At 65.0% G+C, this 14,399-nt stretch carries 11 protein-coding genes and 2 pseudogenes; 3 read left to right on the top strand and 10 right to left on the bottom strand.

The annotated features are described in order from the left end of the window. Positions 1–10: 10 nt before the first annotated feature. Together metF and ACCQ10_RS04390 are read left to right on the top strand one after the other, a co-directional pair. Entirely contained in the window at positions 11–838 is an 828-nt protein-coding gene (metF, locus tag ACCQ10_RS04395) for a methylenetetrahydrofolate reductase [NAD(P)H] (RefSeq protein WP_166750273.1), read from the top strand. A 180-nt stretch (positions 839–1,018) separates the two neighbouring features. Beyond that, on the top strand, positions 1,019–1,648 hold the full coding sequence (locus tag ACCQ10_RS04390; protein ID WP_372362347.1) for a hypothetical protein: 630 nt from the start codon (positions 1,019–1,021) through the stop codon (positions 1,646–1,648). 117 nt (positions 1,649–1,765) lie between these two features. On the opposite strand, the pseudogene ACCQ10_RS04385 reads toward ACCQ10_RS04390, so the two are convergent. The 5 genes and pseudogenes from ACCQ10_RS04385 to ACCQ10_RS04365 form a co-directional block, all read right to left on the bottom strand. After that, positions 1,766–1,996 (bottom strand): annotated as a pseudogene (locus ACCQ10_RS04385) (AAA family ATPase); the annotation flags it as partial. Between the two features lie 49 nt (positions 1,997–2,045). Beyond that, complete coding sequence (locus ACCQ10_RS04380; RefSeq protein ID WP_372362346.1) at positions 2,046–2,993, bottom strand: Nudix family hydrolase; 948 nt, start codon at positions 2,991–2,993, stop codon at positions 2,046–2,048. 131 nt (positions 2,994–3,124) lie between these two features. Next, positions 3,125–3,491: pseudogene (locus ACCQ10_RS04375) on the bottom strand (VOC family protein). A gap of 470 nt (positions 3,492–3,961) precedes the next feature. Continuing rightward, positions 3,962–6,700 carry a preprotein translocase subunit SecA gene (secA, locus tag ACCQ10_RS04370; RefSeq protein ID WP_039404154.1) on the bottom strand — a complete coding sequence of 913 codons (2,739 nt, stop codon included), beginning with the start codon at positions 6,698–6,700 and terminating at the stop codon, positions 3,962–3,964. A gap of 166 nt (positions 6,701–6,866) precedes the next feature. Then, a complete protein-coding gene (locus tag ACCQ10_RS04365; protein WP_039564741.1) occupies positions 6,867–7,811 on the bottom strand; it encodes a M23 family metallopeptidase in 945 nt (314 codons plus the stop codon). Here ACCQ10_RS04365 and ACCQ10_RS04360 point away from each other — a divergent pair, their 5' ends adjacent. Next, positions 7,812–8,258, top strand: coding sequence for a DciA family protein (locus tag ACCQ10_RS04360; RefSeq protein WP_372362345.1), 447 nt, complete (start codon positions 7,812–7,814; stop codon positions 8,256–8,258). It abuts the gene before it with no gap. A 315-nt stretch (positions 8,259–8,573) separates the two neighbouring features. Here the strand turns inward: ACCQ10_RS04360 and lpxC are convergent, their stop codons facing one another. The 5 genes from lpxC to ACCQ10_RS04335 form a co-directional block, all read right to left on the bottom strand. Next, the gene (gene lpxC, locus ACCQ10_RS04355; RefSeq protein ID WP_039404158.1) at positions 8,574–9,485 is read right to left on the bottom strand and encodes a UDP-3-O-acyl-N-acetylglucosamine deacetylase; all 912 of its coding nucleotides are present in this window, start codon (positions 9,483–9,485) and stop codon (positions 8,574–8,576) included. A gap of 231 nt (positions 9,486–9,716) precedes the next feature. Beyond that, a complete protein-coding gene (gene ftsZ / locus ACCQ10_RS04350; protein WP_039404161.1) occupies positions 9,717–10,952 on the bottom strand; it encodes a cell division protein FtsZ in 1,236 nt (411 codons plus the stop codon). Between the two features lie 221 nt (positions 10,953–11,173). After that, the gene (gene ftsA / locus ACCQ10_RS04345; protein ID WP_003485272.1) at positions 11,174–12,409 is read right to left on the bottom strand and encodes a cell division protein FtsA; all 1,236 of its coding nucleotides are present in this window, start codon (positions 12,407–12,409) and stop codon (positions 11,174–11,176) included. Then, a complete protein-coding gene (locus ACCQ10_RS04340) occupies positions 12,406–13,242 on the bottom strand; it encodes a cell division protein FtsQ/DivIB (RefSeq protein WP_039404164.1) in 837 nt (278 codons plus the stop codon). Before ACCQ10_RS04340 ends, ftsA begins: the two co-directional genes overlap by 4 nt. Before the next feature lie 124 nt (positions 13,243–13,366). Beyond that, on the bottom strand, positions 13,367–14,398 hold the full coding sequence (locus tag ACCQ10_RS04335; protein WP_372362344.1) for a D-alanine--D-alanine ligase: 1,032 nt from the start codon (positions 14,396–14,398) through the stop codon (positions 13,367–13,369). Position 14,399 lies beyond the last annotated feature (1 nt).

Below are 14,399 nucleotides of genomic sequence, written 5' to 3'. Positions count from 1 at the left end.
AGCCGCCGCGATGACGCATCTCAGTTTCGAGTTCTATCCGCCCAAGACCGACGACCAGCGCGCGCAGCTGGACCGCACCGCGGCCAGGTTGAAAGGCTATGCACCGGAATATGTCTCGTGCACCTTCGGTGCCGGCGGCTCCACGCTCAGCTACACCTCCGAGACAGTGCGCCACCTCAAGCAGAAGCACGGGTTCGAAGCGGCGCCGCACCTGTCCTGCGTCGGCGGCAGCCGCCAGGAGATCCGCGAACTGCTCAAGTTGTATCGCGCCATCGGCTGCACCCGCATCGTGGCGCTGCGCGGCGACCTGCCCTCGGGCATGGGCCATCCCGGCGACCTGCGCTACGCCTCGGACCTGATCGCCTTCATCCGCGCCGAGCACGGCGATGCCTTCCGGATCGAGGTGGGCGCCTATCCGGAAACCCATCCGCAGGCGGCCGATGCGCTGAGCGATCTGCGCTATTTCAAGGCCAAGGTGGATGCCGGCGCGGATGCGGCCATCACCCAGTATTTCTACAACGCCGATGCCTACTTCCATTTCCGCGATGCGGTACAGCGCATGGGCGTGGCGATCCCGATCATTCCCGGCATCATGCCGATCTCCAATTTTTCGCAATTGCGGCGCTTTTCCGAGCAGTGCGGCGCGGAGATTCCGCGCTGGATCGGCAAGAAGATGCAGTCCTATGGCGACGATGCCGACGCGGTGCGTGCCTTCGGTGCGGAAGTGGTGGCCACGTTGTGCCAGCGCCTGATCGCCGGCGGCGCGCCGGCGCTGCACTTCTACACGCTCAACCTGGCCAAGCCGACCACCCAGGTGCTGCAGCTGCTCGGTCGCTGAGCGCAGCAGCGCACCTGGCCACGGGCAATGCGCCGCACGTGCGTTACCCTCGCCGCCGGCTCGTACATGCTGCGCACGGCACAAGTCGGTAACCGGCAGGCCTGCCGCATCGGGGGCTGTCATCAAGTCCACCACGTAGGCGTGGCCGGCAGAACCAGACTCGGAAGGCCATGAATCCTGGTGTTTGTCGCCAGCTCACACGTGGCCGGCTACGCTGCGCGGATGCCCCGCATCCTGCCCATGCTGTTGCTGCTGTTTGGCCTGTCTGCCGCTATCGGCGTGCAGGCACAGGAGATCCGTCGCTGCGTGACGCCGGATGGGCAGACCATGTTCACCGACCGCCGCTGCGAAGACGTGGGCGCCGCTACGCGCGCGCCACCTGCCCCGCGCGCGCCGGGCAACACCGGGCTGCATCGCTATGGCTGCCCCCGGCGGCTGAGCGAACTGGTGACGTTGCTGCAAACCGCCGTAGACAGCCGCGACGTCAATCGATTGTCCAGCCTGTACCTGTGGAGCGGGCAATCCGACGCGGCGGCCAACCAGGTGCTGAGCCGGCTGGAGGCCATCGTGCAACGCCCCTTGCTGGACATCGTGCCGATGTATCCGCAAAGCGACCCGCCCACCTGGGACGTGGACAACACCGCAACAACACCCTCGCTGGACGGCAGCACAATCGATGCGCCCTTGCCGGCACCCACGCGTCCCCGCCCATGGGGATTGCGCCTGGAACAGAACCTCGCCAGCGGTACTCCGGCGCGGAGCGTGTTGCGGCTCCGCCGGCAGTACAACTGCTTCTGGGTGACCTTCTAGCGCAGCGCCCCCTTGGAGGACGCCAGCGGATTGCAGTGGCGAAGTGCCTGCGTCGGTAGAGCGTATCGGCTCCGCGAGTCCGTTGGACCCCATGCCTCGGGAGGTGACGCCTGCAGGCTACGCGGCAAGCCGGTCCATGATCTGCATAGCCGCCTGCTGCGGGTTCGGCCCGGCGCTGTCGATCACCCAATGCGGCTCGGTCCACACCGCATATTCATGCGCGAGTACGGAGGACCAATCCGGCACCCGCAATCCGGGCACCGCGCTCTGCCACGATTCCACGCGCTGCCGATGCATCTTGCGTTCGCGGCACACTCCTTCGATTTCCAGCAGGCGGCTGCGTGTGCGGAGATCGCCGGCAATCCGCCGAACACCACCAAGGTCGCTGACGACGCAGTCACTGCGGCCACAGCGCGCGAATCGCCGCAATACCTTGTGCGCCGTGGGAACGCGCTTCGCGTAGGTCGTCGGCCTGCATCCCGCCGAGTGCGTAGATCGGCAGCGCGACCTGCTCGCGCAATCGTTCAAATCCGTCCCATCCCAACGGCGTCGCGCCTGGATGCGACGCCGTCGCCTGCACCGGCCCCAGCACCGCAAAATCGCAGCCGAGCCGTTGCGCGTGACGCAGATCCTCCAGGCCATGGCACGACGCGGCGACGACCTGTTTGGCTGGCAACGGACGCTCCTGCAAGGTGGCAAGTTGCTCCGAGCCCAGATGCACGCCGATGCCGAGCTCCCCGGCCAGCGCGATGTCGCGGTTGAGCAACAGCTGCGCGCGTGCACGACCACGCAAGCCCATCACCTGTTGCAGCAAGGCCCTCCAGTGCGCGGGCTCGGCCTGCCGTGCGCGCAACTGGATGCGCGTGAGTCCGCTTTGCAAGGCGCGCTCCAGACCTTCCAGCCATAACGCAGCGTCATCGGGCTCGGGGGTGATCAGATAATGGTCGGGCTGACGCAGCACACCCACCACCGGCACGTCGGCCGGCGGCATCGAATAGCGGGCAAGCTTGTCGGCCGCCACCCAGGTCATCGCCTGGCCCTCGCGTCCGCGCGGGCTGCCTTTCCAGGCAGTGATGTGGCGCACTTCCAGACGCAGCCGCTTGTCCGGATACAGCTGCGGCACCTCCATGACCCACTCGCCCACCTGCGCCTCGATGCCGAGCTCTTCGTTGAGCTCGCGCACCAGCGCCTGCTCGGAGGTTTCGCCAGGTTCGCGCTTGCCACCAGGGAACTCCCACAGCCCCGGCATGTCGCGGGTTTCGGTGCGGCGGGTCAACAGGATCCGACCGCGGGGGTCGGTGATCACGCCGGCAACGACGTGAATGGATCGAAGGGAATCGGGCATGGCGCAAGAGTGCCGCGAGTGGGCCACTCGGCGCAATCGCTTGAGGGCTGGGATGCGTGATGCGGGATTGGCTAACGCCTGTATTGCACCAGCTGTTACAAATCCCCAATCACGAATCCCCAATCCCGGCTTCACAAAGGCTGCCCGATTCGCCACAGCACGCCGCTGGGATCGTGCAAGGTGAAATCGCGCGCCCCAGGGCCGGTCTTCCGGAGCGCTGAAGCTCACACTGAACTGCGCATCCAGGCCGATGTCGTGCACGAGCTGCCACCAGGCGTCGGCATCGTCCACCCAAAGATGCAGCATCAGGTTCTCCGCCAACTCGCGCACGTAAAAATCCTGCAGCAAGAACGCGCACTGCGCGCCATGCCGAAGGCAGGTCACATTGCCGACCTCGTCTTCCTGCACGAATCCGAGCGCGCGATAGAACCGCTGCGACACCGCGTAATCGCGCGCAGGCACGAAGACCTTCAGTTGCTGGCTGGACAGCTGCGACATGACCGCACTCCACGCAGGACGGGCAATGAGCATACGCCCCGCAATCGCACAGACGCAGCAGCGTGACGCACGGCGGCACAGGTAACGCATCAAGCGATTTACGACTGCGTAGCTGCAGCTCACGCTCACCAGAGTAGGCGTCTTGAACGCGCGGTTCTGGCGTTGATGCCGTGGTATCCCACCGAATGCCGACCGACTCAACCAGCAACACTGTTACCAGGAAGTCGGCCCAACGCACGCAGGATCGGGAAGCAGGACCTTGCGCCCAGCCTCCAACATTCACCGCTCACTTTTCAAACAATTTCCACTTCTCAAGAGCCCCACCAACTCCCCGTAAGCAGAGCCCCCCTTGGTAAGGGGGGCGCGCCGAAGGAGCAGGGGATCGGAAGCAACACCGTGAGCCCGCTATCCGCGTTGCGGATAGCGGGTGAGCAGCCCGCAAAGCGGGCTGCTCCACGGTCAACTCAGCATCAGCTGAGTTGACCGTGGCAGTGCTTGTACTTCTTGCCGCTGCCGCAGGGGCACGGGTCGTTGCGGCCGACCTTGGGTTCGTCGCGGGTGACCTGCGAGACCGGCACCGGGGCGTTGGCACCCTGCATCTGTTCCACTTCTTCGTCGGCACCATAGCCGCCGGCATCCTGGTGCTGGAACTGCGAAGCCATCAGGCGGGCTTCGGCCTGGCGACGCTCCTGCTCTTCCAGCTCGGCCACTTCGTCTTCGCTGCGGATACGCACGCGTGCCAGCAGGTTGATCACCTCGCGCTTGACGTTCTCCAGCATCTCGGAGAACAGCTCGAAGGCTTCCTTCTTGTATTCCTGCTTGGGCTGCTTCTGCGCGTAACCACGCAGGTAGATGCCCTGACGCAGGTAGTCCATCTTGGCCAGATGCTCCTTCCAGCCCTGGTCGAGCACGGTCAGCATCACGTGCTTTTCCAACGCACGCATGGTGTCGTTGCCCACGGCCGCTTCCTTCTCGGCGAAGTGCGCGTCCACCGCTGCCTGCACCTTGGCGGCAATCTGTTCGGCGTCCAGTTCTTCCTGGGTGCGTGCCATTTCGCGTAGCGCAAGCGGCATGCCCAGCTCCGATTCCAGCGTGGCTTCCAGGCCCTGCAGGTCCCACTGTTCGTCCACCGAGTTGGGCGGCACGAAGCGTGCGACCAGGTCGTAGATCACATCGCCGCGGATGCCGTCGACGTTGTCCTTGACCGATTCGGCATCCAGCAACTCGTCGCGCTGGGCATAGATCACCTTGCGCTGGTCGTTGTTGACGTCGTCGAAATCCAGCAGGTTCTTGCGGATGTCGAAGTTGTGCGCTTCCACCTTGCGCTGCGCCTTTTCGATCTGCCGGCTGACCAGGCGATCTTCGATGACGTCGTCTTCCTTCATGCCCATCATGCGCATCGCCTTCTGCACCCAGTCCGAGGCGAAGATGCGCATCAGGTTGTCTTCCAGCGACAGATAGAAGCGCGACGACCCCGGGTCGCCCTGACGACCGGCACGGCCGCGCAGCTGGTTGTCGATACGACGCGATTCGTGACGCTCGGTCCCGATGATGTGCAGGCCGCCGGCCGCCTTGACCGCGTCGTGCCGACGTTGCCATTCGGTCTTGACCTGGAAGCGCGCTTCTTCGGTCGCCTCCTCGCCGAGTGCGTGGTATTCGGACTCGAGCGACCCACCCAGCACGATGTCGGTACCGCGACCGGCCATGTTGGTGGCAATGGTCACCGCGCCCGGCTGGCCGGCGTTGGCCACGATGGTGGCTTCGCGCTCGTGCTGCTTGGCGTTGAGCACTTCGTGCTTCACGCCCGCCTTGCGCAGGTGCTCGGAGAGCATCTCCGAGGTTTCGATCGAGGTGGTACCCACCAGCACCGGCTGGCCGCGCTTGGCGCAGTCTTCGATGTCGGCCAGCACCGCATTGAACTTGCCCTTGCGGTTGAGGAACACCTGGTCCGGATGATCCTTGCGCACGGTCGGGCGGTTGGTCGGGATCACCACCACTTCCAGCCCGTAGATGCTCTGGAATTCGTAGGCTTCGGTATCGGCCGTACCGGTCATGCCGGACAGCTTCTTGTACATGCGGAACAGGTTCTGGAAGGTGATGCTGGCCAGCGTCTGGTTCTCGCGCTGGACCGGCACGCCTTCCTTGGCCTCGACCGCCTGGTGCAGGCCGTCGGACCAGCGCCGCCCGGACAGCGTGCGGCCGGTGAACTCGTCGACGATGACCACTTCGCCATCGCGCACGATGTAGTCCACATCGCGCTGATAGATCGCATGCGCACGCAGCGCGGCGTTGAGGTGGTGCACCACGCTCAGGTTCTGCGCGGCATACAGGCCGTCTTCGGCATTTTCCAGGATGCCGGCCTGCATCAGCAGTTCTTCGGCGTGGCCCATGCCCGCCTCGGACAGATGCACCTGCTTGCCCTTCTCGTCGATCCAGTAATCGCCCTCGCCTTCCTCGCTTTCCTGCTTGGTCAGCTGCGGCACGATGCGGTTGACGCGGATGTACAGCTCCGGCGACTCGTCGGCCGGGCCGGAAATGATCAGCGGGGTGCGCGCTTCGTCGATCAGGATCGAGTCGACTTCGTCGACGATGGCGTAATGCAGGTTGCGCTGGTAACGGTCGGCCCGCGACAGCGCCATGTTGTCGCGCAGGTAATCGAAGCCGAACTCGTTGTTGGTGCCGTAGGTGATGTCGGCAGCGTAAGCGGCGTGCTTGTCGCTATGCGGCATGCCCGGGTACACCACGCCCACGCTCAGGCCGAGCCAGTTGTACAACTTGCCCATCTGCGCGGAGTCGCGACGCGCCAGGTAGTCATTGACCGTGACCACGTGCACGCCCTCGCCCTGCAGCGCGTTGAGGTACACCGGCAGGGTCGCCACCAGGGTCTTGCCTTCGCCGGTGCGCATCTCGGCGATCTTGCCCAGGTGCAGCACCATGCCGCCGATCAGCTGCACATCGTAATGGCGCATACCCAGCACGCGGCGGCTGGCCTCGCGGCACACCGCAAAGGCTTCGGGCAGGATCTTGTCCAGGGACTCGCCGGCGGCAAGCCGCTGCTTGAACTCCGGGGTCTTGGCTTGCAGCTCGGCGTCGGAGAGCTTCTCGATCGTCGGCTCCAGCGCATTGATCTGGGTGACGAGGCGGTTGAGCTGGCGCAGCTGGCGTTCGTTACGACTGCCAAAGACACGGGTAAGCAGACTGTTGATCATTGAAGAAACCGGTTGAAAAGGAACGGTTTGACCGACGCCGGTCCCCAAGACCCGACCGCCGTAAACGAAACAGGGCGCACTGCGCCCTGTCATGGCAACACCCTATTGTAGCTTGGGGCGAGCCTTCACGAATCAAGCAGCTCCGCAGGAGCCTGCCATGCCTTCGTCAACCGCGCCCTCGGCGCCCCACCGGCGTGTTGGTGTCGCCCAGGAACTTGCGCGGATTGACCACGCGCCCGTCCGCCCAGACCTCGAAATGCACGTGTGCGCCGGTGGACCGGCCGCTGGAACCGGCCCTGGCCACCTGCTGGCCGGCGCGGACCAGGTCGCCCACCTTCACCACCAGCCGCGAGTTGTGGGCATAGCGGGTCACATAGCCGTTGCCGTGGTCCACCTCGACCACATTGCCGTAACCGCCGCGCACGCCGGCATAGCTGACCACGCCGTCGGCGACCGACATCACCGGGTCGCCCACGTTGGCATGGAAATCCACACCCTTGTGGAAGGCCGAGCCGCCATCGAACGGATCGGCGCGGCCGCCAAAGCCGGAGGTGATGTAGGTGTTGCGGATCGGCATCCGCGACGGCACCGCGTTCTGCTCGAGCTGATGATCGAACATCAGCGAGGCCAGCACGTTCAGTTGCTGCCCGGACGCGGAAAACTGCTGTTCGACCTGGCCCAACGTCTCGGTGAGCTCCTTCACCGGCATGTCGCTGACCGGCTCGTCGCCGCCACCGACGCCGACCGGCTCGTCGAAGTCGAACTCGCCGTCCTTCAGCTTGCCCATTTCGGTCAACCGCTCACCCAGCGCATTGAGGCGGGTGGCCTGCGCCTGCAGCTCGCCCATGCGGGCCGCCAGCGCGTTGACCTGCGCCTGCGAGGCGCGCTGCGCCTGGGCCAGCTCGACCTGCTGCTGCGCGACCTTGGCCTGCAGCGCGGAATTGGTCACCATGCCGGTCGCGGTACTGGCGCCGACGCCCATCAGCATGCCCAGGCCAAGTACCGCGCCCAGGACGAGCATCGGCCGATCTGCGGCAAAGCCCTGGATCTGCCGGGTCAATCGTTCTGCCCGTGTCTGACGGGATTTGATTACAACTTTTTTCAACGCCATATGAGTGTCATGTCCAAGCCCAAGTCCAACGCACGCAACCCCTCCACACCACAACCGGCCATCGAGGCCGCGCTGGGGGAAAAGGCTGGCGACCCGTTGCGCCGGGCCTTGTGGCTCGATGCGCTGGACCGGCAGTTGCGTCCCCTGTTACCGCCCCATCTGGCCACCCGTTGCCGGTTGGCCAATGTCCGAGGCGAACAGCTCGTTTTTCTGGTTGATTCACCGATCTGGCATGCCAAGGTGCGGCTTGCCGAGACCCAACTCCTTGATGCCGCCCGATCCATCGGATTGAAGGCCACCGCAGTGACCGTCAAGACAGCAAGCACTCCGCTGCATTCCCCAACACAGCAGAACCGCGACCGTCCACGGCCGGTATCCGAAGCCACGCACAAAGGTCTGCGCGAAGCGCTGGCGTCCTTGCAGGACGTCTTACCGACCAAGCGGTGACGTCCTGGCCGCCCTCTCGAAGCGACCGCCTGTGCGTGAAAAGATTGCGAAGACCACGCACGACCCGACGCATCCTAGCGGGCGTGGAGGCCGCAGGAGTTAGAGAAGTCTTAAATAAAAGTTAAGAACCGACCTGAAATCTGACAGAGTTCACACTTTGAATGCCGATTGCGGCATTCCCTGACACAAACGCTGCCGAATGCTCGGCTGCGCCGGGGCAGATGGCACGCGTGACACGACCAGCGGATGCCGGGCGCTGCAACGCTGGGCCTTGGCCGCGCCCGTCGCCCGCTGCGGAGGGTTCGATCACTGCCTTCAGGCGTAGACAGGGCTGGCGTAGGTGACCGGCGGCTGCTGGGACCCTTGCGGGTAGCTCACCCATTCCCAGGCAGCCTGATCCGCCAGCAGGGCGCGCACCAGCTTGTTGTTGAGCGCGTGGCCGGACTTGAAGCCTTCGTAGGCACCCAGGATGGCGCCGCCGGCCAGATACAGGTCGCCAATGGCGTCCAGGATCTTGTGGCGGACGAATTCGTTGGTGTAGCGCAGGCCGTCCTCGTTGAGCACGCGGAACTCGTCCAGCACGATGGCGTTGTCCATCGAACCGCCCAGGCCCAGATTGCGCTCGCGCATGTATTCCAGGTCGCGCATGAAGCCGAAGGTGCGCGCGCGCGAGATTTCCTTGACGTACGCCGAGGTGGAGAACTCGATTTCCTGGCGCGACTGCTTGGCCGGGATCATCGGGTGGTTGAATTCGATGGTGAAGCCCAGCTTGTAGCCGTCATACGGCTCGAAGCGCGCGACCTTGTCACCCTCGCGCACTTCCACCGGCTGTTTGATGCGGATGAAACGCTTGGGCTTGTCCTGCTCGACGATGCCTGCCGACTGCAGCAGGAACACGAACGGGCCGGACGAGCCATCCATGATCGGCAACTCGGCCGACGACAGTTCGACGATGACATTGTCCACGCCCAGCCCGGCCAGCGCCGACATCAGGTGCTCGACGGTCTGGATCTTGGCGCCGTTGCAGGTCAGGCCGGTACACAGCGTGGTCTCGGTGACCAGCTCCGCATCGGCAGGCACTTCGACCACCGGCTCCAGGTCCACACGTCGGAACACCACGCCATGGTCGACCGGGGCCGGTCGCAGCGTCATATAGACCTTGTCGCCGCTGTGGAGGCCGACGCCGGTGGCGCGAATGGTGTTCTTGAGGGTGCGTTGCTGGGTCATATGCGAAGTCTGGGGGAACAATGCAGACAGACGCTGAACCGGCTGTCTAATCCGGTGAGATTATCCGAATTTTAACAAGTTGCGCGTGACGAGCGCTGTAATCCTGCGGTCACGCCAGTGCAAAAGCTGCCGGACCGTCACCGATCCGGCAGAAAGGACATGGCATTACAGCCCCGAGGCAACCCTCGGGTGGGACGGGCGACGCCGCCGTGGCGGCGCCGCCGGCGCCCCTCAGTCGGCCTGGCGGCGCAGGAACGCCGGAATGTCCAGGTAATCGTTGGGCAGGTCTGCGGCTGGCGGTGCGGAATTGCCGGTGCTATGGCTGCTGCCGACCGAATCGCTGCTCGGACGACGCAGGCCCAGACCCATGCTGCCGCCGACGGCCTTGGACACCGCATCACCGCTGGAGGCGTCGAAGTCGCCGAACTCCGGTTGGCCGGTGGTGGCGTTGCGCACCAGCTTGATCGGGGCGCGCTGGTCCGGACGCTGGGTCTGACGGGCAACCGCACGGTTCAGGCCGGTGGCGACCACGGTCACGCGCACTTCGTCCTGCATGTCCGGGTCGAGCACGGTGCCCACGACCACGGTCGCATCTTCGGAAGCGAACGCTTCGATGGTGCGGCCGATCTCGTCGAACTCGGACATGGTGAAATCGGGGCCGGCGGTGATGTTGACCAGGATGCCGTTGGCACCGGCCAGGTTCACATCGTCCAGCAGCGGGTTCTGGATGGCGGCTTCGGCAGCGGCCTGCGCGCGATCGTCGCCGCGTGCCGAACCAGTGCCCATCATGGCCAGACCCATTTCCGACATCACGGTACGCACGTCGGCGAAGTCGACGTTGATCAGGCCCGGACGCACGATCAGGTCGGCGATGCCCTGCACGGCACCCTGCAGCACGTCGTTGGCCGCACGGAACGCCTGGATCATGGTGGCGTTGCGGCCCAGCACGGTGATCAGCTTTTCATTGGGGATGGTGATCAGCGAATCGCAATGCTGGCTCAACTCTTCGATGCCCTTCAGCGCCACCTGCATGCGGCGACGGCCTTCGAACGGGAACGGCTTGGTGACCACGGCCACGGTCAGGATGCCCATTTCCTTGGCCAGCTGTGCGACGACCGGTGCGGCACCGGTGCCGGTACCGCCGCCCATGCCGGCGGTGATGAACACCATGTCCGCACCCTGCAGCGCGTCCATGATGCGCTCGCGGTCTTCCAGCGCGGCCTGACGACCGACTTCCGGATTGGCGCCTGCGCCCAGGCCCTTGGTGACGTTGGTGCCGAGCTGCAGCTGCAACTTGGCGCCGCAGTTCTTGATCGCCTGCGAGTCGGTGTTGGCGGTGATGAATTCCACGCCATCGACATTGGTGTTGACCATGTGCGCGACGGCATTGCCGCCACCGCCGCCGACGCCAACGACCTTGATGACCGCGTTGGGAGCCATTTTTTCAATCAGTTCGAAATGTGCCATGTCAGTGTCCTCTTGTATGAAGCCGGGACCCGGGGCTCGGGACCCGGGACCCGGGAAGCGATCTCCCGGCTCCCGGCCCGAAACTCGGACCGGCAAAATGTTTCTTATGAATGCTGCGTGCCGCTCAACCACCTACCGATTCAACCCAATCTCTCCGCCACCTTCCGCTGTCCGCTTTTTTGCTCTTCCGGGTCCCGGGTCCCGGGTCCCGTGTCCCGGCCTCAAAATTCGCCGCGATACCAGTTCTTCAATTTCTTGAACAAGCTGCCCGCGCGCCCGGTCGGGATCGACGGACGGCGCGGATGTTCGATCTGGCTGCCCATCAGCAGCAGGCCAACGCCGGAGGCGTGCACCGGGTTGCCGACGACTTCGCCCAGGCCGGTGACGTGCTGCGGAATGCCCACGCGCACCGGCATCTGCAGCATTTCTTCGGCCAGTTCGACCACACCTTCCATCTTCGAAGCGCCACCGGTGAGCACCATGCCGGCGCGCACCATTTCTTCAAAACCCGAACGGCGCAGTTCGGCCTGCACCATCTCGAAGATTTCTTCGTACCGGCCCTGCACCGCCTGCGCCAGCGCATGCCGTGGCATGCGGCGCGGCGGGCGGTCGCCCACCGACGGCACCTGGATGCTTTCTTCGGCGGTGGCCAGCTGCGCCAGCGCGCAGGCATAACGCACCTTGATCTGTTCGGCTTCCGGCGTGGGCGTGCGCAGCATGTGCGCGATGTCGTTGGTGACGTGGTCGCCGGCGATCGGCAACGAGGCGGTGTGGCAGATCGCGCCCTGCACGTACACCGCAAGGTCGGTGGTGCCGGCGCCGATGTCCACCAGCACTACGCCCAGTTCGCGTTCGTCGGCGGTCAATACCGCCACGCTGGAAGCCAGCGACGACAGCACCAGATCGTCCACCTGCAGGCCGCACTTCTGCACGCACTTGGTGATGTTGGCCGCGGCCGACTGCGCGCACACCACCAGGTGCGCATGCACCTCCAGGCGCACGCCGGTCATGCCGACCGGGTTGCGGATGCCTTCTTGCGAATCGTCCAGCACGTACTCGCGTGGAATCGCATGCAGGATGCGCTGGTCGGCCGGAATGGCCACGGCCTTGGCCGCATCGAGCACGCGTTCCAGATCGCTCCAGGTCACTTCGCCATCGCGGATCGGCACGATGCCGGGCGAGTTCTTGCACTGCACGTGGTTGCCGGAGATCGAGGCATACACCGAACGGATCTCGCAGCCGGCCATCAGCTCGGCTTCTTCCACCGCACGCTGGATCGACTGCACGGTGGATTCGATATCCACCACCACGCCGCGCTTGAGACCGCGCGATTCATGCGAACCGATGCCGATCACTTCGATCGGATTGCCGGGCGAATACTCGCCGACCAGCGCAACGACCTTGGAGGTGCCGATGTCCAGTCCAACGATGAGGGATTTGTCGCCTTTGCGGTTCATGTCTTAAAGCCGGGAATAGCGAATGGGGAATGGGGAATCGTCAACAGCGGTACACGAATGCGGGGAGAGTTGAGAACAAGTGTGTGAGGCGCAGCGGGCAATGCGGGCTTTGGCTTCTTCTCGATTCCCGATTCCCCATTCTCCATTCGCCGTTCGACGGTAAAGCCATTGGTGTAGCGCAGGTCGGCGCGAGCGATCGGGCGCTGCGGGTCGGCCAGCTGCGGCAGCACGCGCGCGAAGCGTTGCAGGCGGGCACGGGCATCGTCGCGGCCGATCACGATCTGCACGCCGTTGCTCAAGCCCAGCGACCAGCTGCCGCGCGCATCCATTTCAAGACGCTCCACATCCAGCCCAGTCGGCGCGAACAACGCGCGCGACTCGTTGTAGAGCGCCACCACCTCCTGGGTCTTGCTGTCCGGGCCACCGAGTTGCGGCAACTTGAAATCCTTCAACAGCGGCGGGGTGCGGAACAAGCGGCCCTGCTCGGACAACATGCGGTCGGTGCCCCAACGCGCGAACGGCTTGTGCTCGGTCACGTGCACTTCCAGCACATCCGGCCAACGCTTGCGCACCTGCGCACTTTCCACCCATGGCAGGCGCGCGATGGCATCTTGCGCACTCTGCAACTTCACCGCGAAAAAGCCCGCGCGCGCATATGGCAGGACCACCGCACGCAACTGCTCGGCCGGCACCCGCTTGAAATCGCCCGACACCCGCAACCGCGCCAGCGGCCAGCGCTCGGCGCCGACCCAGCCGTTGAGCACGGCCACCACCGGCAACGCGACCAGCGCCACTGCGAGCAACCACGCCAGGATGCGCAGGGTGGCGTTCATGGGTGTGCTCCGCACACGGGATTCGGCATTGGGGATTGGGGATTTGTCACGGCAACGGCAACAGCAACAACGCGCATGGCGCCACCGTTCACCAATCCCGAATGCCGAATCCCCAATCCCGGCGTCATAGCGTCTGCTCCAGCACGCGCCAGACCAGTTCTTCGAAGTCGATGCCGAGCTGGTGGGCGGCCTTGGGCACCAGCGAGTGGCTGGTCATGCCCGGGGCGGTGTTGACCTCAAGCAGATAGAGCTGGCCGCTGCTGCCATCGCGCATCACGTCCACGCGGCCCCAGCCGCGGCAGCCGGCAGCGCGGAAGGCGTCCAGGGCGAGCTGGCGGATCTGCACTTCGGCTTCGCCCTCCAGACCCGGGCACAGGTATTGCGTATCGTCGGCCAGGTATTTGGCGTTGTAGTCGTACCACTGGCCCTTGGGCACGATGCGGATCGACGGCAACGCGGTATCGCCGAGCACGGCAACGGTCAGTTCATCGCCTTCGATCAATTGCTCCATCAACAGCGCACCGTCGTAGCGGGCAGCCAGGGTCACCGCCTCTTCGAGTTGCGCTTGGTCGAACACGCGGCTGACGCCGACGCTGGAGCCTTCGTTGGCCGGCTTGACGATGACCGGCAAGCCGATCTGCCGGGCCGCGGCATGGATGTCGTCGGCGCTGGCGCCGGCGGCCAGACGCGCGTAGCGCGGCGTGCTCAGGCCCAGCGACAGCCACACCTGCTTGGTGCGGATCTTGTCCATGCTCAGCGCCGAGCCGAGCACATCCGAGCCGGTGTACGGCACGCCGAACGCTTCCATCAGGCCCTGCACGATGCCGTCTTCGCCACCGCCGTTATGGCCGTGCAGCACGTTGAAGACGCGATCGAACTGCTGTGCGACCAATGCCTTGGCCAACGCCGGAATGCCATCGACCGGCTGTGCATCCACACCGCGTGCGCGCAGCGCTTCCAGCACATTGCTGCCGGAGTTCAACGAGACTTCACGCTCGGACGAGGTGCCGCCGAGCAGCACCGCAACGCGGCCGAATGCGGCCGGGTCGCTGGTGCGTTTGTGAAGGCCGGGACCCGTTACAGCGGCATGCGTGCGCTGATTGCCCTGCTTTTCCCCGGTCCCGGGTCCCGGGTCCCGGGTCCCGATAGAAGACATG

The organism is Xanthomonas sp. NCPPB 1325 (assembly GCF_041477645.2).
In the GTDB taxonomy this organism is placed as follows: domain Bacteria; phylum Pseudomonadota; class Gammaproteobacteria; order Xanthomonadales; family Xanthomonadaceae; genus Xanthomonas; species Xanthomonas cannabis.
This window is presented reverse-complemented; position numbering and strand designations above follow the sequence as displayed.